The 19167-nt window shown below is 61.5% G+C and carries 10 protein-coding genes; 2 read left to right on the top strand and 8 right to left on the bottom strand.

Going from position 1 to position 19167, the window contains the following annotated elements; all coding sequences use genetic code 11:
• Positions 1-14: 14 nt before the first annotated feature.
• The 8 genes from AC0J5Z_RS08815 to rpoB form a co-directional block, all read right to left on the bottom strand.
• Positions 15-140 (bottom strand): hypothetical protein, encoded by a 126-nt coding sequence (locus AC0J5Z_RS08815; protein WP_272941655.1) that lies wholly within the window; start codon positions 138-140, stop codon positions 15-17.
• Positions 141-168: 28 nt separating this feature from the next.
• A complete protein-coding gene (locus AC0J5Z_RS08810) occupies positions 169-4419 on the bottom strand; it encodes a hypothetical protein (RefSeq protein WP_475038740.1) in 4251 nt (1416 codons plus the stop codon).
• A gap of 153 nt (positions 4420-4572) precedes the next feature.
• A complete protein-coding gene (gene tuf / locus AC0J5Z_RS08805) occupies positions 4573-5763 on the bottom strand; it encodes an elongation factor Tu (protein WP_011775598.1) in 1191 nt (396 codons plus the stop codon).
• 231 nt (positions 5764-5994) lie between these two features.
• Complete coding sequence (gene fusA, locus AC0J5Z_RS08800) at positions 5995-8109, bottom strand: elongation factor G (RefSeq protein ID WP_091469000.1); 2115 nt, start codon at positions 8107-8109, stop codon at positions 5995-5997.
• A 69-nt stretch (positions 8110-8178) separates the two neighbouring features.
• The gene (gene rpsG / locus AC0J5Z_RS08795) at positions 8179-8649 is read right to left on the bottom strand and encodes a 30S ribosomal protein S7 (RefSeq protein ID WP_003803829.1); all 471 of its coding nucleotides are present in this window, start codon (positions 8647-8649) and stop codon (positions 8179-8181) included.
• 1 nt (position 8650) lies between these two features.
• Positions 8651-9025 (bottom strand): 30S ribosomal protein S12, encoded by a 375-nt coding sequence (gene rpsL / locus AC0J5Z_RS08790; protein ID WP_009358312.1) that lies wholly within the window; start codon positions 9023-9025, stop codon positions 8651-8653.
• Between the two features lie 429 nt (positions 9026-9454).
• Entirely contained in the window at positions 9455-13354 is a 3900-nt protein-coding gene (locus AC0J5Z_RS08785; protein ID WP_011775600.1) for a DNA-directed RNA polymerase subunit beta', read from the bottom strand.
• A gap of 103 nt (positions 13355-13457) precedes the next feature.
• Positions 13458-16964 (bottom strand): DNA-directed RNA polymerase subunit beta, encoded by a 3507-nt coding sequence (rpoB, locus tag AC0J5Z_RS08780; protein ID WP_091469639.1) that lies wholly within the window; start codon positions 16962-16964, stop codon positions 13458-13460.
• Positions 16965-17387: 423 nt separating this feature from the next.
• Here rpoB and AC0J5Z_RS08775 point away from each other — a divergent pair, with 423 nt between their 5' ends.
• Together AC0J5Z_RS08775 and AC0J5Z_RS08770 are read left to right on the top strand one after the other, a co-directional pair.
• The gene (locus AC0J5Z_RS08775; RefSeq protein WP_475038739.1) at positions 17388-18587 is read left to right on the top strand and encodes an acetyl-CoA C-acetyltransferase; all 1200 of its coding nucleotides are present in this window, start codon (positions 17388-17390) and stop codon (positions 18585-18587) included.
• Positions 18587-19075, top strand: a complete 489-nt coding sequence (locus AC0J5Z_RS08770; RefSeq protein WP_475038738.1) for an aminoacyl-tRNA deacylase — start codon at positions 18587-18589, stop codon at positions 19073-19075. The genes AC0J5Z_RS08775 and AC0J5Z_RS08770 overlap by 1 nt, the downstream gene beginning before the upstream one ends.
• Positions 19076-19167 lie beyond the last annotated feature (92 nt).

Here is a 19167-nt window from a genome sequence, read left to right as displayed (position 1 = left end):
ATTGGAACGGCGCCTTACTTGTTCTTGTTGGCGCGTCGAATCCTCTTGGCGCGCTCGATCTCGCTCTTAAAGTTCTTTCGGCCCCACAACACGCCGCCGCCAATAGCTGCAATGACTGCCAGGAAGATCAGGAATTCCATGGTGCGCTCCTCTCCGTAGACTGCAACATTATCGGATTCCGTCATGGGTCCGCGCAGGAGGGGCATCGCTCGGTTCTCCGGCCTGGCCCGGCCCGCCGGTATTACTTGGCGGCTTCCGGTTCAATCGCCACACAGCCAGCACGATCAACGCCAGGGCAACAAGGGCAAGCATGGCAAAGGCATAGGACCGCAGCGCCCACATGACGCTAAGCGCTACGGCAATGGCACCCCACCACACCAGCACTCGTTCAGCCAGGAGCAAGCCGGCGGCCAGCAGCAGGACATGTGCCACAAGGACGTACAGTTGCTGCGACGACGTACCGCCGAAGATGGTCCCCAGGGACGTAAGAGACAGCGCGCCGGCTGCAAGGCAAAGTCGAAGCAGGACATCCGTCCGCTGCCCCTTGACCGTCCCCTGCCCCTCTAAATAGCGCAGCCCTGCTATTACGGCTCCCGCTGCAACATACCACTGTGCGGCCCAGAACCAATCAGGCCTGGACCCGTCCACAAAAAGCACCGCCCGTTGGAGGGCTGCAACAGAGACCAGCCCCGCAATCTCCGCTGCCACCCATTTGCCGTGCGGCACCTCAAGCACCACCAGCACCCCGGATGCGACCACCAGGATGAAGCCCAGCATGGATGTTTCGTCATGCCCCAGCCCCACCGCTGCGGATGAAGCAACCGCCAAGGCGGCTGCGGCAGCCAGCGAGTTCCGCCTCCAGTCTTCCCCGCTGATAACGGGTCCGCCGAACATCTTCAGTGCATAAAGGAGCACGGCGGTCCCGACTCCGCCAATGAGCCAAGCAGCGTAGTCGCTCCAGACGCCCGCAGGCATACCTTGCAGCAAACCGTCGACGGCGGGAATCGCCCCTACCAGCACTGCCGGAGCAGCTGCCGCGTACAGAGACGGCATTCGTTCAAAGTGCGAGGCCGCGAACAGAACACAAGCCAGCACCACCACAGACAGCCCGGTCAGGGAGAAGGAAACGCCCAACGTCAATATGCCGCCAGCAACTGTGAACGTCATGGCTGAGATGAACCAGAACCACCGCTCTGTAACACCCCTGACTGCACCGGCAGGCATCTTTTCCGGCCGGAACACGGCCCGAGCAGCAACCATGCCGACAGCCAGCGCGAGCAGGACAACGGGTACTTGGGACTTGTCCAGCAGTGGTTGGTGCAGCCACGTGGATATAGGGAACATGAGCGCGGGCCCGGCGGCGATGACAGCCGCCCCTATGGCGGCGACACCGAAGTATTGGGATCCGAGTGCACCGAGTACGCGCCAGGCGACCGCAGCGGAAGCCGGGACCAAGGCCAACTGAAGCAGCAACACCCAGCGGCCTCCGCCGTCGTAATCTCCTGCGAGCAAGTAGGCGAACGGCAGCAAGAGTTGGGCACTCAAGGTGAGCTGAACGGTTGCCTGTTGGAAGGCGACATCCACGCCACGCCTGCGCAGGACCAAGGTGAACACATGCTGCAACGCAAGCACCAGTGCCAGGCTGATGTGAACCGCTGCGGGCGAATCCGTGACATCACCGACCGTTACAGCGATGAAGGCGCCCGCAAGCACCCGGACGCCAAGCAGGTAAGCACCCCGGGTCAAACGGTCGCGTACCACGCCCATCATGAAACCGCTGTAGGCCGCAAAGATGCCAAGCATAATTTCGACGTCCCGGATATTCCCCAGCCGAGGAGCCAGGAGGAGCACAAATGCAACGGGGGCGAAGATCCACGCTGTGGAGTGACTTCGGAGAACCGCACTGACCAGGACGGCAGCAACGGCAGTTGCTACCGTGGCAAAACCCGGCTGCCAGCTGTCCCGGACGCTCCACGCTCCCCACGCGGTGGTGACAGTAAGGAAGGTGGTAGCCGCGGCCATGACGGCAACCACGGCACCGGCATCGACCACGGAAGCACGAGGGTAGCTGCGTCGGTTGCCCGCATGCAGGGGAAGAACCAACTGGAGCGCAGCAGCCATCACGACCACAAGTCCAATAGCGGGAATTTCACCTGCGAGGCGAATGCTCCAGCCGTCGCGCATTGCGTCTCCGTAGGCTGATGCTGCCAACACTGTGCCAGCTGCACGGGCCAGCCACCAATAGCACTGCCTGTGGAAGGACGGGGAAACCCGGAGGGCCGTGACCACAAGGTAGGCAAGCAACGCCAGCAGGACAGCATCTCCCAGCGTCCAGGACACGAATGCTGCTGCCATGCCGCCAGAAAGAACCGCAGTTGCCGGGGCGATTACCTCAGCCACCGTTGGGCGCCACGCAACCACGCCACCTGGCACCCGATGAGTTCCCGGAAACATCAGGAGGCCCGAGACCAAGCCCGCCGACAAGACGAGCAGAACAGCTGCAGCCACTACCGGGCGTCCGGCGCCGTCATCGAACACCGGGAGGACAAGAAGCCCTGCCGCGGCGGCACCGCCGAAGCCGGCCACAGAAGCTTGCGGGGCCACCAGACGGACTCCCCCACGTTCAAGCCCGGCGCTCACAAATTGCTGCACAGCGGCCACGGCCACTAGCGCTATCAGGGAGTAAGCAGTCCTGTCCGGGTTTCCGGTCATCATGCCTGCCACACCGGCGGGCACTGCCAGGGTGAGTGCGATCCGTCCCGCAAGAATCAAGTACTGGCGGGAAGCAACCGGTCCAACCGTTGCCCGCACGAACCAGTAAAGCGCGGCTGAAGCCAAGAGTGCCGCGACGGTCCATGCACCCAGCAGGCCTCCGAGCGCACCGCCCACCCCGAGCACCACGGCCGGGGCGAACTCAATGCCTTGGCCCAGTTTCCAACCAACCACCATGGCAGTCAGCATTGTTAGGGACAGCGGAACAAAGTTGGGAAGGTCGAATGCCCCGAACTGCAGCACAACAGTGAGTATGGCCGCGGTGATCAGTTGCAGGGCCAAACAGGAGATGGCGTCGTTCCACCAGAAGCGCGGCAACAAGTTCCTGCCGCCGAAGGCAACGGCCAGGGATTGAACACTGAGGCAGACTATCGCTGCCAACATCACGGAGCTCACGTCAGCGGTGATATCCCACACCACCCCGAGGACAGCCAGTGTCAGCGCAGCCCTGGCAGCATAAAGATGCTGCATCCTGTACCGGACCCGCGGCACGAAGAACATAACAGCGAAGTAGATGCCGCACATCAACATCACCCGGGCGTACTCCCCCTTCGACAAGAGCTGCGGAGTGAAGGTCACAGCAACGGCCACGAGGGGAACCAAGGAGGGATGCAGCACCATCAGCGGACGGACATACAACGGAGGAAGCCACTTGGGACGCAGCAAGGAAACAACAGTAAGGAGAATGGCCACGCCGATGAGTGCCGTGAAGTACCAGACCAAGGCGCCCCCAAGAACGGAGACACCGGACCACGCCGTTGAAACGACGAAACTAAGGGAAAGGAAGGCCAGGACTTTGTTGTCCAGCTTCACTGCTGTGTAGGCATAAACGGCCGTGCCCAACAACGATGTGACCAGCCAGGCAGCAGGACCGTTGTGGAGAACGAAGTTGTACATGGCCAAGCCGGTGACGGGGATGAGTGCCAGGCCGGTTCCGACGAAGGCAACCGCGGCTGGTCGCAGGCGGGGAACCCGGGAATGGATCACCATGCCAGAGACGTAGAACAAAGCAGTGATGAACCAAATACCCACGAAGCGGAAAAGTGCAGGAAGGCTCGTGCCCACGAACAAGGCCCCTGCAGCTACCAACAGGAGGCTGGCCACGTAGAGGGTGACGTTGATGTTTTGCTGGTCACGCTTCGCCTTGCGGGCAGCGGCGGCTTCGGGAGTTTCCCGCACGACCGGCGGCTGCTGAGCAAGGAAAGCCGCCTGCGATTGAGGGACAGGTTGCCGTGGTACGGCCTGCTGCGGAACGGTCTGCCGCGGTGAATACGGGACTGCCGGGCTGACGGGCTGCGGAGTAGGCGGCTGGAAATGCTGCGCTTGGTTCGGCAAGGGGTTCTGGACAGGTGGTGCTGGCATGGAGGGCTGGGCCGGCAAGCCGGTGGCCGACTGCCTGTACGGCGGAGCCACTGGCGGGCTCACAGGGGAAGCAACGACTGTCATGGTCGAAGGTCTGTCCGCACCCTCCCCCTTGGCCTCCGCGTCCCGCCAACCAGCCAGGTGGCCGGCGAGGTAGCCCGCTTGATAGGCGGCTTGGTCCGGGGCGGAATCGGACGAAGTCCCTCGGCGCCCCTTAGCCAAACCGACCGCAAAGCCAACCCCGCCAACGATGACAATGAGCAGCAGTATGAGGAATGCAGTCATGGAAGCTCCTAGGTTGCGCCGGACGCAGCAGCTGCACTGCCTTCATCCATTCGATAGAGTAACTATAGCAAAAAGAACCCCACCGCCGTAGCGGTGGGGTTCTCTTAGCTAACTACCGGCTGGGCCGGAGCGTCACCGATCTACAAGTAGAGACTACTTGATGATGCTGGTGACACGTCCCGAACCAACGGTGCGGCCGCCTTCGCGGATAGCGAAGCCGAGGCCCTCTTCCATAGCGATCGGCTGGATGAGCGCAACGGTCATCTCAGTGTTGTCGCCAGGCATAACCATTTCCGTGCCTTCCGGCAGGGTGATAACGCCGGTTACGTCCGTGGTACGGAAGTAGAACTGCGGGCGGTAGTTGGAGTAGAACGGGTTGTGACGTCCGCCTTCGTCCTTGGAAAGGATGTAGACGTTAGCCTCGAAGTCGGTGTGCGGGGTGATGGAACCCGGCTTGACGACAACCTGGCCACGCTCGACATCGTCGCGCTTCAGACCGCGGAGCAGGAGGCCACAGTTCTCGCCGGCCCATGCTTCGTCGAGCTGCTTGTGGAACATCTCGATACCGGTAACCGTGGTCTTCTGGATCGGGCGGATGCCGACGATCTCAACCTCGGAGTTGATGGCGAGGGTTCCACGCTCGGCGCGGCCCGTAACAACGGTGCCACGACCGGTGATCGTGAAGACGTCTTCGATCGGCATCAGGAACGGCTTGTCGCGGTCACGTACGGGGTCCGGAACGGACTCGTCGACAGCTGCCATCAGGTCCTGGACGGACTTGACCCAAACCGGGTCGCCTTCCAGGGCCTTGAGACCGGAAACGCGAACAACCGGAGCCTCATCGCCATCGAAGCCCTGCGAGCTCAGGAGCTCACGAACTTCCATTTCGACGAGGTCGAGGAGTTCTTCGTCATCAACCATGTCGGACTTGTTCAGTGCGACCAGCAGGTAGGGAACACCAACCTGGCGGGCGAGCAGAACGTGCTCACGGGTCTGAGCCATCGGACCATCGGTTGCAGCAACCACGAGGATTGCGCCGTCCATCTGGGCAGCACCGGTGATCATGTTCTTGATGTAGTCAGCGTGACCCGGGGCGTCTACGTGTGCGTAGTGGCGCTTCTCGGTCTGGTACTCCACGTGGGAGATGTTGATGGTAATACCACGCTGGCGCTCTTCCGGAGCAGAGTCGATCGACGCGAAGTCGCGCTGCTCGTTGAGATCCGGGTACTGGTCGTACAGCACCTTGGAAATGGCGGCAGTCAGCGTCGTCTTACCGTGGTCAACGTGACCAATGGTGCCGATGTTGACGTGCGGCTTAGTCCGCTCGAACTTTGCCTTTGCCACAGGTTCCTCCTAGAACGATTTCAAGTGAAGTGCTCCTCGGCCGCGCTTTTCGCGGCAGAAACTTTAGCAAGTCTACTTGGGGGCTTGGTTTTGGTGAAATTGCAGATTCAGGAACCAATGGTAGTTCCTCGAGCCTGTTTGCGCAGGGGCCGGGCCGCGGCTGTCGCCGCAGCCCCGCCTCAAGCGCTCAGATGCCTTCCCGATACCGGAATTGCATCCGTTACCGGGAGATTACTCGCCGCGGGTTTTCTGGATGATCTCGTCGGCTACTGCCTTGGGGACCTCCGCGTAGCTGTTGAACGTCATGGAGTACACAGCGCGACCCTGGGTCTTGGACCGCAGGTCACCGATGTAGCCGAACATGCCGGACAGCGGAACGTGTGCACGGATAACCTTCACACCTGCTGCGTCTTCCATGGACTGCATCTGGCCACGACGGGCGTTCAGGTCACCAATAACATCACCCATGTATTCCTCAGGTGTGCGGACCTCAACATCCATCAGCGGTTCAAGCAGAACAGGGTTCGCCTTGCGTGCAGCTTCCTTGAAAGCCATACGCCCGGCGATCTTGAACGCCATTTCCGAGGAGTCAACATCGTGGGACGCGCCATCAATCAGCGTGGCCTTGATGCCGACAACCGGGTAACCGGCCAGGACCCCGTCGTTCAGTGCATCCTGGATACCAGCGTCAACGGACGGGATGTATTCGCGCGGAACGCGGCCACCAGTGACCTTGTTTTCGAACGAGTACAGCTCGCCGGAAGCTGTGTCCATGGGCTCGATCGCAATCTGGATCTTTGCGAACTGACCCGAACCACCGGTCTGCTTCTTGTGCGTGTAGTCAAGGCGCTCAACGGCGCGCTTGATGGTTTCGCGGTAAGCAACCTGCGGCTTGCCAACGTTTGCCTCGACCTTGAATTCGCGGCGCATGCGGTCCACCAGGATGTCCAGGTGAAGCTCGCCCATGCCGGCGATGATGGTCTGGCCCGTGTCTTCGTTGAGGGAGACCTGGAAGGTCGGGTCCTCAGCGGAGAGCTTCTGGATGGCCGTGGAGAGCTTCTCCTGGTCACCCTTGGTGTTGGGCTCGATGGCAACCGAGATCACGGGCTCCGGGAAGCTCATGGACTCGAGGACGATCTGGTTGTTGGCATCGCACAGGGTGTCGCCCGTGGTGGTGTCCTTCAGACCGATAGCTGCGTAGATGTGGCCGGCGGTAGCGCCTTCGACGGGCATTTCCTTGTTGGCGTGCATCTGGAACAGCTTGCCGATGCGTTCCTTCTTGCCCTTGGTGGAGTTAACCACCTGGGCGCCTGCCTCGACGTGACCGGAGTACACGCGGACGAAGGTCAGCTGACCGAAGAACGGGTGCGCGGCAATCTTGAAGGCGAGGGCCGAGAACGGCTCGTCTGCAGACGGCTTGCGGGTGAGTTCCTTCTCTTCGTCGCGGGGATCGTGACCGATCATCGGCGGGACGTCGAGCGGGTTCGGCAGGAAGTCAACAACAGCGTCAAGCATCGGCTGGACACCGCGGTTCTTGAAGGCAGAACCACAGAAGACCGGGTAGAGCTCAGAGTTGATGGTCATCTTGCGGATGCCGGCTTTGATCTCTTCGAGGGTGAGTTCTTCACCTTCGAGGTACTTCTCCATGAGCTCTTCGGAAGCCTCGGCCACAGTCTCAACGAGCTGTGCACGGTACTCTTCGGCCTTGGCCTGGAGATCCGCCGGGATTTCCTGCACTTCGTAGGAAGCCCCCATGGTGACGTCACCCTTTGCGTCGCCAGGCCAAACCAGGGCGCGCATTTCGAGGAGGTCAACAACACCGATGAAGTCGTTCTCAGCACCGATAGGCAGCTGCATAACCAGCGGCTTGGCACCAAGGCGGGAGATGATGGTGTCTACGGTGAAGTAGAAGTCAGCACCCAGCTTGTCCATCTTGTTGACGAAGCAGATACGCGGAACGTTGTACTTGTCAGCCTGGCGCCAAACAGTCTCGGACTGCGGCTCCACGCCTTCCTTGCCGTCGAACACTGCGACTGCACCGTCGAGGACGCGCAAGGAGCGCTCAACCTCAACGGTGAAGTCAACGTGGCCGGGGGTGTCAATGATGTTGATCTGGTTCTTGTCCCAGAAGCAAGTCACGGCGGCAGACGTGATGGTGATGCCGCGTTCCTTTTCCTGTTCCATCCAGTCAGTCGTCGAAGCACCGTCGTGCGTCTCGCCGATCTTGTGGTTCACACCCGTGTAGAACAGGATGCGCTCGGTAGTGGTGGTCTTGCCGGCATCAATGTGGGCCATGATGCCGATGTTGCGGACCTTATTAAGGTCGGTAAGCACGTCCTGTGCCACGGGGTCTCCCTTTCGGATGGACTACACGTTCGCCGCCGGCTCAGTGAGCCGGCGGCGTCCGGAAAGTTTTTACCAGCGGTAGTGTGCGAAGGCCTTGTTGGACTCGGCCATCTTGTGGGTGTCTTCGCGACGCTTCACAGCGGCACCAAGACCATTGGAGGCATCCAGGATTTCGTTCTGGAGGCGCTCGGTCATGGTCTTCTCGCGGCGGGCCTTGGAGTAGCCCACGAGCCAACGCAGAGCGAGGGCGGTAGAGCGACCCGGCTTGACCTCAACCGGAACCTGGTAGGTAGCGCCACCAACACGGCGTGAACGCACCTCGAGGGAAGGCTTGACGTTGTCCATGGCCTTCTTGAGAGCGGCAACGGGGTCGCCGCCGGACTTGGCACGTGCACCTTCGAGTGCGCCGTAAACGATGCGCTCTGCGGTGGACTTCTTGCCGTCGACAAGAACCTTGTTGATCAGCTGCGTGACCAACGGGGACCCGTAAACGGGATCGGAAACTAGCGGCCGCTTCGGGGCCGGACCCTTGCGAGGCATATTACTTCTTCTCCATCTTTGCGCCGTAACGGCTGCGAGCCTGCTTGCGGTTCTTGACACCCTGGGTGTCGAGTGCGCCGCGGACGATCTTGTAGCGGACACCCGGAAGGTCCTTAACACGACCACCACGGACGAGCACGATGGAGTGCTCCTGGAGGTTGTGGCCAACACCGGGGATGTAGGCGGTAACTTCTACGCCACCGTTGAGGCGCACACGTGCCACCTTACGGAGAGCCGAGTTCGGCTTCTTGGGGGTGGTGGTGTAAACGCGGGTGCAAACACCGCGGCGCATCGGGCTGCCCTTCAGCGCGGGAGCCTTGGTCTTGGAGACCTTCGGCGTGCGGCCCTTGCGGACCAGCTGGTTAATCGTAGGCACTTTCGTGTTCTCCGTTGTTTGATCTCTGCCCCCACACACAGGCGCCAGCCGGTGTAAACGTGGGAACTTTGGCGTTGCTCGTGCAGCCGGCCGAAACTCCGGTAGGCGTGCAAAAGTGCGGCATTCGTTGCGCATGTTGCCCGCAACCCGGAAACAGGCTCCACCCAGCACCATGAGAACAAAACCAAAATGATGCTGCGGCGGCCTTCATCCACTGCCACACAGAACAATTACCAAAATTCTAGCACGGCTTGATCTGGCACCTTAATCGGGTGTATGGAGGACGACGACGGAGGCCGACTGCCGCCGTCGTCCTCCACTCCCCCGCCTTGCCGCGCGAACGGCCGCCATTAACGGGTCCGGCCCCGCACTCATTGAGTACGGGGCCGGACCTTACAGCGTCAACTTTGCGATGACGGCGTGAGCCGGTTAGCGGAAGTCGTTGCCGAGGTCGTAGTCATCCAGCGGGATGGCGTGGAACTCGGGAGCGCCGTCGCCACCCAGGGCGTCATAGGAGAAGTCGGTGAAAGCGCTGGGGCCCGTGAACAGGCTTGCCTTCGCTTCTTCCGTCGGCTCCACAGTGACCTCTGTGTAGCGGGGCAGACCCGTACCAGCGGGGATGAGCTTACCGATGATGACGTTTTCCTTGAGGCCGAGCAGGGGATCGCTCTTGCCTTCCATGGCCGCCTGCGTCAGGACGCGGGTGGTTTCCTGGAAGGAAGCTGCCGACAGCCAGGACTCGGTAGCCAAGGAAGCCTTGGTGATACCCATGAGTTCCGGACGGCCCGAAGCCGGGGCCTTGCCCTCGGACACGACGCGGCGGTTCTCGTCCTCGAAGCGGGCGCGCTCTGCAAGCTCACCGGGGAGCAGGTCGGAGTCGCCGGATTCGATGACAGTCACGCGGCGCAGCATCTGGCGGACGATAACCTCGACGTGCTTGTCGTGGATACCAATACCCTGGCTGCGGTAAACGCCTTGAACCTCGTCCACAAGGAACTTCTGTGCGGCACGGGGGCCCATGATGCGCAGAACCTGCTTCGGGTCCACCGGACCGTTGATCAGCTTCTGGCCGACGCTGACGTGCTCGCCATCCTCGATGAGGAGACGGGAACGGCGCAGCACCGGGTAGGCAATCTCTTCGGAACCATCGTCCGGAGTGATGACCAGGCGCATCTGGCGCTCGGACTCTTCGATGGTGATGCGGCCGGCTGCTTCAGCAATCGGTGCGACACCCTTAGGAGTACGGGCTTCGAAGAGCTCCTGGATACGGGGCAGACCCTGGGTGATGTCGTCGCCGCCGCCGGCGGAAACAGCACCACCGGTGTGGAACGTACGCATCGTCAGCTGGGTACCCGGCTCACCGATGGACTGTGCGGCGATGATGCCCACGGCCTCGCCGATGTCCACTGTCTTGCCGGTGGCCAGCGAACGGCCGTAGCAAAGTGCACAGGTGCCGACCTTGGACTCACAAGTGAGCACGGAGCGGACCTTGACCTCGGTGATGCCTGCAGCCAGCAGCTGGTCGATGACGACGTCGCCGCAGTCGGTGCCGCCGGCAGCCAGGACGTTGCCCTGGGCATCGACGACGTCGACAGCCAACGTACGTGCGTAGGCGCTGTTCTCGACGTTCTCGTCCAGGACGAGCTCACCGTTGGAATCCGGCACGGCGATCGGGGTGACCAGACCGCGTTCGGTACCACAGTCCTCTTCGCGGACGATGACGTCCTGCGAAACGTCCACCAGACGACGGGTCAGGTAACCCGAGTTGGCGGTACGGAGAGCGGTATCAGCCAGACCCTTACGGGCACCGTGCGTGGCGATGAAGTATTCCAGAACCGACAGGCCCTCGCGGTAGGAGGACTTGATCGGGCGAGGAATAATCTCACCCTTCGGGTTGGCCACAAGACCACGGATACCCGCGATCTGGCGGACCTGCATCCAGTTACCACGTGCACCGGAGGACACCATGCGGTTGATGGTGTTCATCGGGGACAAGCTGTCGCGCATCGCCTGGGCGATTTCGTTGGTTGCCTTGTTCCAGATTTCGATCAGTTCCTGGCGACGCTCGTCGTCGTCGATCAGGCCCTTGTCGTATTGGCCCTGGATCTTGGCAGCCATGTTCTCGTAACCAGCCAGGATGGCAGGCTTGGAAGTAGGCACCTCGATGTCAGAGATGGCAACCGTGACACCCGAACGGGTGGCCCAGTAGAAACCGGCGTCCTTCAGGTTATCCAGCGTTGCCGCGGTAACAACCTTCGGGTAACGCTCGGCGAGGTCGTTGACGATCCGGGACAGTTCGCCCTTGTCCGCAACAGCCTCAACCCATGGGTAATCCTCGGGCAGCGTCTGGTTGAAGATGACCTGTCCCAGGGAGGTTTCAACGAGAGCCGGCTGACCGGGCTCCCAACCTTCCGGAGCTTCCCACCCTGCGTAAGGCACGAAGTCGTCCAGACGGATCTTGACCTGGGAGTTCAGGTGCAGATCACGGGCGTCGTACGCCATGATGGCTTCCGAAACCGAGGAGAAGATGCGGCCTTCGCCAGCGGAGCCGACGCGCTTGGTGGTCAAGTGGTACAGGCCGATGATCATATCCTGCGAAGGAAGGGTCACCGGACGGCCATCGGACGGCTTCAGGATGTTGTTCGAGGACAGCATCAGGATGCGGGCTTCGGCTTGGGCTTCCGGGCTCAGCGGCAGGTGGACTGCCATCTGGTCGCCGTCGAAGTCAGCGTTGAAGGCGCCACAAACCAGCGGGTGAAGCTGGATTGCCTTGCCTTCCACAAGCTGCGGTTCGAAGGCCTGGATGCCGAGGCGGTGCAGGGTAGGTGCACGGTTGAGCAGCACCGGGTGTTCGGTGATGATCTCTTCCAGCACGTCCCAAACCTGCGGACGGTAACGCTCGACCATACGCTTTGCCGACTTGATGTTCTGGGCGTGGTTGAGGTCAACCAGGCGCTTCATCACGAACGGCTTGAAGAGCTCCAAGGCCATCTGCTTGGGCAGACCACACTGGTGCAGCTTCAGCTGCGGGCCGACAACGATGACCGAACGGCCGGAGTAGTCGACGCGCTTGCCGAGCAGGTTCTGGCGGAAACGACCCTGCTTGCCCTTGAGCATGTCGCTCAGGGACTTCAGCGGACGGTTGCCCGGACCCGTGACCGGACGGCCGCGACGGCCGTTGTCGAAGAGGCTGTCAACAGCTTCCTGAAGCATGCGCTTCTCGTTGTTGACGATGATCTCCGGCGCACCGAGGTCAAGCAGGCGCTTGAGTCGGTTGTTGCGGTTGATCACACGGCGGTAGAGGTCGTTGAGGTCGGAGGTCGCGAAGCGGCCACCGTCCAGCTGGACCATCGGGCGCAGTTCCGGCGGGATCACCGGGACGGCGTCGAGAACCATGCCGAGCGGGCTGTTGTTGGTGGTCAGGAACGCGTTGACAACCTTCAGGCGCTTCAGGGCACGCGTCTTGCGCTGGCCCTTGCCGTTCTGGATGGTGTCGCGCAGTGACTCAGCTTCAGCCTGCATGTCAAAGGTCTCGAGGCGCTTCTTGATGGCCTCGGCACCCATGGAGCCTTCGAAGTACAGTCCATAACGGTCGCGAAGTTCGCGGTAAAGGCCTTCGTCGCCTTCAAGGTCAGCGACCTTAAGGTTCTTGAAGCGGTCCCAAACCTGCTCAAGGCGCTCGATGTCGGCGTCGGCACGCTTGCGGACGTTCGCCATCTGGCGGTCAGCAGAGTCGCGGGCCTTCTTCTTGTCGGCAGCCTTGGCGCCTTCACCTTCAAGACGGGCAAGCTCGTCTTCAAGGTCGCGGGCGATCGTGGCGATGTCGCTGTCGCGGTTATCCACCATCTGCTTCTTCTCGAGGTCGTGCTCGACCTGGAGGTTCGGCAGTTCGGCGTGACGGCTTTCGGTGTCAACGCTGGTGATCATGTAGGCAGCGAAGTAGATGACCTTCTCAAGGTCCTTCGGTGCCAGGTCCAGAAGGTAGCCCAAGCGCGAGGGAACGCCCTTGAAGTACCAGATGTGGGTTACAGGCGCGGCCAGTTCGATGTGGCCCATGCGCTCACGACGCACTTTGGCACGGGTGACTTCGACGCCACAACGCTCGCAAATGATGCCCTTGAAGCGGACGCGCTTGTACTTACCGCAGTAGCATTCCCAGTCGCGGGACGGGCCGAAGATCTTCTCGCAGAAGAGGCCGTCCTTCTCGGGCTTGAGCGTGCGGTAGTTGATGGTTTCCGGCTTCTTGACCTCACCGTAAGACCATCCGCGGATGTCTTCCGCGGTGGCGAGGCCGATCTGCATGAGGCCGAAGGAGGATTCGCTGGACATATGGTCCCTGTTCTCTCTTGTTCTCTAAATTCTGAAGTCTTGGTTACGGGAAGAGGGAGTTGTTCCGACGGACAGTTGTTGAGACTGTCCGCCGGAACAGCTGCTAGACCTCTTCTACGGAACTGGGCTCTGCACGAGACAGATCGATGCCCAGTTCTTCCGCAGCCGTGAAGACTGCGTCATCAGAGTCACGCATTTCGATCGTGGTTCCGTCGGTGGAAAGAACTTCCACGTTCAGGCACAACGACTGCATTTCCTTGATCAAGACCTTGAAGGACTCGGGAACGCCAGGCTCAGGGATGTTCTCGCCCTTGACGATGGCTTCGTAGACCTTCACACGACCATGGATGTCATCCGACTTGATCGTGAGGAGTTCCTGAAGGGTGTAAGCGGCACCGTAAGCTTCGAGCGCCCACACTTCCATTTCACCGAAGCGCTGGCCACCGAACTGAGCCTTACCACCCAGCGGCTGCTGCGTGATCATGGAGTACGGGCCGGTGGAGCGCGCGTGGATCTTGTCGTCCACCAGGTGGTGGAGCTTCAGGATGTACATGTAACCGACGGAGATCGGGTCCGGGAACGGCTCGCCGGAGCGGCCGTCGAACAGACGGGTCTTGCCGGACGAGTCGATCAGGCGGTCGCCGTCGCGGGTCACGTTGGTGGAGTCAAGCAGGCCCGTGATTTCTTCTTCACGGGCGCCATCGAACACCGGTGTGGCAACGGTGGTCTGGCCGGTTTCACGAGGCAGGTTCGGGAGGTTCTTGACCCACTCCGGCTCGCCTTCGATCTTCCAACCGGTCTTGGCGACCCAACCGAGGTGGGTTTCCAGGACCTGGCCAACGTTCATTCGACCCGGAACACCAAGCGGGTTCAGGACGATGTCCACCGGGGTACCGTCTGCAAGGAAGGGCATGTCCTCGATCGGAAGGATCTTGGAGATAACACCCTTGTTGCCGTGACGGCCGGCCAGCTTGTCGCCGTCGGTGATCTTGCGCTTGGCTGCAACGTAGACGCGGACCAGCTGGTTCACGCCCGGGGGCAGTTCGTCGTCGTTGTCGCGGTCGAAGACGCGAACGCCGATGACTGTACCGGACTCGCCGTGGGGCACCTTGAGGGAGGTGTCGCGGACTTCGCGGGACTTCTCACCGAAGATCGCGCGGAGAAGGCGCTCTTCCGGGGTCAGTTCGGTTTCACCCTTAGGGGTGACCTTTCCGACCAGGATGTCGCCGGCTTCAACCTCGGCACCAATGTGGATGATGCCGCGCTCGTCCAAGCCTGCAAGGACTTCCTCGGACACGTTGGGGATATCACGAGTGATTTCCTCGGCACCAAGCTTGGTGTCGCGGGCATCAATTTCGTGCTCCTCGATGTGGATGGAGGAAAGTACATCCTCAGCAACAATGCGCTGGGAGAGGATGATGGCGTCCTCGAAGTTGTGGCCTTCCCATGACATGAATGCCACGAGCAGGTTCTTACCGAGGGCGAGCTCACCCTGATCCGTTGCGGGACCGTCAGCGATGATGCCGCCAACTTCCAGGCGCTGGCCTTCGCTGACCAGGACACGGTGGTTGTAGCAGTTGCCCTGGTTGGAACGGGCGAACTTGTTGATGCGGTAGTTCGTCTCGGTACCGTCGTCGTTGATCATGACAACGAGCTCGGCGGAAACCTCGGTGACCACGCCGGCCTTCTTCGCAATGACAACGTCACCGGCGTCGACGGCTGCTGCGCGCTCCATGCCGGTGCCCACGAAAGGAGCCTCGGAACGGACCAGCGGCACGGCCTGGCGCTGCATGTTGGCACCCATGAGTGCACGGTTGGCATCGTCATGCTCGAGGAACGGGATCAGGGCGGTTGCCACGGACACCATCTGGCGCGGGGAAACGTCCATGAACTGAACGTCTGCAGCGGGAACCAGGACAGGCTCGCCTCCACCACCACGGGCACGGACGAGGACGGTCTCTTCCGAGAACTTCTTGTCAGCATCCAGCGGAGCGTTGGCCTGTGCGATCAGGACCTCTGCTTCGTCGTCAGCCGTGAGGTACTGGACTTCATCGGAAACGACGCCCTCGGAAACCAGGCGGTACGGAGTCTCGATGAAGCCGAACGGGTTGATGCGGCCGTAGGACGCCAGCGAACCAATCAGACCAATGTTCGGGCCTTCAGGGGTTTCGATGGGGCACATACGTCCGTAGTGGGACGGGTGAACGTCTCGAACTTCCATGCCTGCACGGTCACGGGACAGACCACCCGGGCCAAGTGCCGACAGGCGGCGCTTGTGGGTCAGACCCGAGAGCGGGTTGTTCTGGTCCATGAACTGCGACAGCTGGGACGTTCCGAAGAACTCCTTGATGGCTGCAACAACGGGACGGATGTTGATCAGTGTCTGCGGCGTGATGGCCTCGACGTCCTGCGTGGTCATGCGTTCGCGGACGACGCGTTCCATGCGGGAAAGACCGGTGCGGACCTGGTTCTCGATCAGCTCGCCCACGGCGCGGATGCGACGGTTGCCGAAGTGGTCGATGTCATCGACGTCGACGCGGAGCTCGTGGTCTTCGCCGTCGCGCTTGCCCATGAGGGTCTTCTCGCCGGCGTGAAGAGCAACGAGGAACTTGATCATGGCAACGATGTCTTCAACGTGCAGGACCGACGCTTCCTTGTCACCAAGGGAGCGGTCGATGCCGAGCTTACGGTTGATCTTGTAACGGCCAACCTTGGCAAGATCGTAGCGCTTGGCGTTGAAGTACAGGTTGTCCAGCAGGGACTGGGCAGCCTCAACTGTGGGCGGCTCGCCCGGACGCAGCTTGCGGTAGATGTCCAGAAGCGCGTCTTCGCGGGTCTCGGTGGCGTCCTTCTCCAGCGTTGCGCGCATGGAGTCGTACTGGCCGAACTCTTCCAGGATCTGGCCTTCGGTCCAACCGAGGGCCTTCAGGAGAACCGTGACCGACTGCTTGCGCTTGCGGTCGAGGCGAACGCCGACCTGGTCGCGCTTGTCGATTTCGAGTTCGAACCATGCACCACGCGACGGGATGATCTTCGCAGTGAAGATGTCCTTGTCACTGGTCTTGTCAGCGGTGCGCTCAAAGTAGGCGCCCGGCGAACGGACCAACTGGGAGACAACGACACGCTCGGTGCCGTTGACGACGAACGTTCCCTTTTCGGTCATGAGGGGGAAGTCGCCCATGAACACGGTTTGCTGCTTGATTTCGCCCGTGTTGTTGTTCATGAACTCGGCCTTGACATACAGCGGTGCCGAGTAAGTGGCGTCACGGTCTTTGCATTCGGCCATGGTGTACTTCGGGTCAGCGAACTCCGGCTCGGAGAAGCTCAGGGACATGGTGCCCTGGAAGTCCTCGATTGGGGAGATCTCTTCGAAGATGTCGGCAAGTCCGGAGGTGGTGGCGACGCTGAGGTCGCCCTCCTCGACAGCCTTCGCTACCCGCGCCTGCCAGCGTTCGTTTCCGACCAGCCAGTCAAAGCTGTCTGTCTGCAGGGCGAGAAGATTCGGAACATCAAGTGGTTCGTGAATCTTTGCGAATGAGAGGCGGCGGGTGGCACCATCGGTGCTTGCCGTGTTAGCGGTTTCGTTATTAGAGGTGCTCGAGGCGACCAAGAGGGATCCTTCCACAGACCTTCAGGCGTTTTCAGATCTCCCCCGTTTGCATCCTGCAGAGTGCTCCGCAGAATACTTGTTCCGGTTCCGCTATATGACCCGGACCCAGACCGCTTATGACAGTGCACGTTTCGGAACGGCACGTCAATAACGCAGCTGAGAGGTAAAGCCCACCGCTATATGAAGGCTGAAGGTTAACAGGGAAGACGCAAATATCTACGATACGGCAAAGCAGCCTTTCTGTCTACCCCAGATCGTCCGTGATTGCAAGCACGGTTGCTGCAGGCACCAATGCCGGGCAGATCCCTTAAGAACCCGGGAAACTCCGCCAAGGAATGGGGGGAACGGCACAATTGTTGAAGAGGTAGGCTGGCGCGCGCCGCGATAGCCTTGCTACACCACTCCCGGATCGGAAGAGAGACCATGACCAACTCCGCTGACGACAATGACGTTGTCATCCTTGCTGCTTCCCGTACCCCACAGGGTCGGCTCAACGGGCAATTGGCCGGCTTCACCGCCGTCGACCTTGGCGCTCATGCCATAAGCGCAGCCTTGACGGCCAGCGGTGTCAAAGCCGAACAGGTGGACGCTGTCATCATGGGCCAGGTCCTTCAGGCAGGTGCAGGCCAAAACCCGGCCCGCCAGAGCGCCATCGCCGCGGGCGTTGGCTGGAACATTCCTGCCGTCACCATCAACAAGGTGTGCCTATCCGGCCTCACAGCCGTCATTGATGCCGCACGCATGATCCGCAGCGGCGACGCCACGGTGGTTGTTGCCGGAGGCCAGGAATCCATGACCCGGGCGCCGCACCTCCTTCCAGGATCCCGGCAGGGGTGGACGTACGGAGCCATCCAGGCGCTGGACGTCGCCGCCCATGACGGCCTCACCGATGCTTTCGACGGACAGTCCATGGGCTTGTCCACGGAAACGAAGAACGTCACGCTCGGCATCGACCGCAAGGCACAGGACGAAGTTGCCGCAGCCTCCCACCAGCGTGCCGCTGCCGCCATCGCAGACGGAACCTTCGACGTCGAGATCGCTCCGGTAAGTGTCAAGCAGCGCAAGGGCGATCCCCTGGTGCTCACGACGGATGAGGGCATCAGGCCCAACACCTCAGTGGAGACATTGGCGCCACTCAAGGCGGCTTTCGCCACCGACGGCACCATCACGGCCGGCAATTCCTCTCCCCTGTCCGACGGCGCCTCCGCGCTGGTGCTGACCAGTCGCCGCTTCGCCACGGACAACGGGCTGGACTACCTGGCTGTTGTTGGCAAGCCCGGCCAGGTAGCAGGGCCCGACAACTCGCTGCACTCCCAGCCGTCCAACGCCATCTCGCAGGCCTTGAAGCGCGCCGGCTGGACGGCAGAAGACCTGGACTTCATCGAAATCAATGAGGCCTTCGGTTCTGTGGCCGTCCAGTCCCTCAAGGACCTCCGCTACCCGCTGGAGAAGTGCAACATCCATGGCGGCGCCATTGCCTTGGGCCACCCCATCGGGGCGTCGGGAGCACGGCTCGCGCTGCATGCTGCACATGAGCTCAAGCGCAGGGGAACCGGAAAAGCAGCTGTCTCCTTGTGCGGAGGCGGAGGCCAGGGTGAAGCCCTCCTCCTTTACCGCGACTGATGACTAGCGCATCTGGGCCCGGGGACGGTGCCGAACGGTTTTTGGCAGACGCCGCCGCGCGCGGCCTGGACGTTGACGTCGTCGAGCGTCCGGCTGCCCGCAGCCTGGAAGAGGCTGCCGGCATCCTGGGCATCAGCCCCGGGGACATCGTGAAGTCGTTGGTGGTCAAGCATCGCGATGGCACGTTCCTGTTCGCGCTCATTCCGGGGGACCGTCAAATCTCCTGGCCGAAGCTGCGTGCTTTGGTAGGCATCAACAAGCTCTCGCTCCCCCATGCCGACGTCGCCCTTGCCGCAACCGGCTATGAGCGCGGAACCATCACTCCGTTGGGCAGCACCACCGCTTGGCCCGTGTACGCCGACGCCAGCATCACCGGGCGCCGCATCTCGATGGGTGCCGGGGCGCATGGCCGCAGCGCCTTCGTGGACGCGGACGCACTCACCGCAGCCTTGGGCGCAGTAGTAGCGGACATCAGCGAACCCAACTAAGTAGCAGCTGAGCGCGTTTTGAGCCTTCAAAACGCGCTTAACTGCGACCTACTTGGGTGCACGAAACCTTGGGTGCGTTAAACGCAGGAAGC

This window comes from Paenarthrobacter sp. TRD_SC_7, from assembly GCF_056156245.1.
The sequence above is the reverse complement of the archived record's forward strand: the minus strand, read 5'-3'. Positions and strand labels throughout refer to the sequence as shown.

Coding starts and splice junctions, on each gene's coding strand:
- AC0J5Z_RS08815 (WP_272941655.1), bottom strand. CDS start 140: ATGGAATTCCTGATCTTCCTGGCAGTCATTGCAGCTATTGGCGGCGGC.
- AC0J5Z_RS08810 (WP_475038740.1), bottom strand. CDS start 4,419: ATGACTGCATTCCTCATACTGCTGCTCATTGTCATCGTTGGCGGGGTT.
- rpsG (WP_003803829.1), bottom strand. CDS start 8,649: ATGCCTCGCAAGGGTCCGGCCCCGAAGCGGCCGCTAGTTTCCGATCCC.
- AC0J5Z_RS08785 (WP_011775600.1), bottom strand. CDS start 13,354: ATGTCCAGCGAATCCTCCTTCGGCCTCATGCAGATCGGCCTCGCCACC.
- AC0J5Z_RS08775 (WP_475038739.1), top strand. CDS start 17,388: ATGACCAACTCCGCTGACGACAATGACGTTGTCATCCTTGCTGCTTCC.
- AC0J5Z_RS08770 (WP_475038738.1), top strand. CDS start 18,587: ATGACTAGCGCATCTGGGCCCGGGGACGGTGCCGAACGGTTTTTGGCA.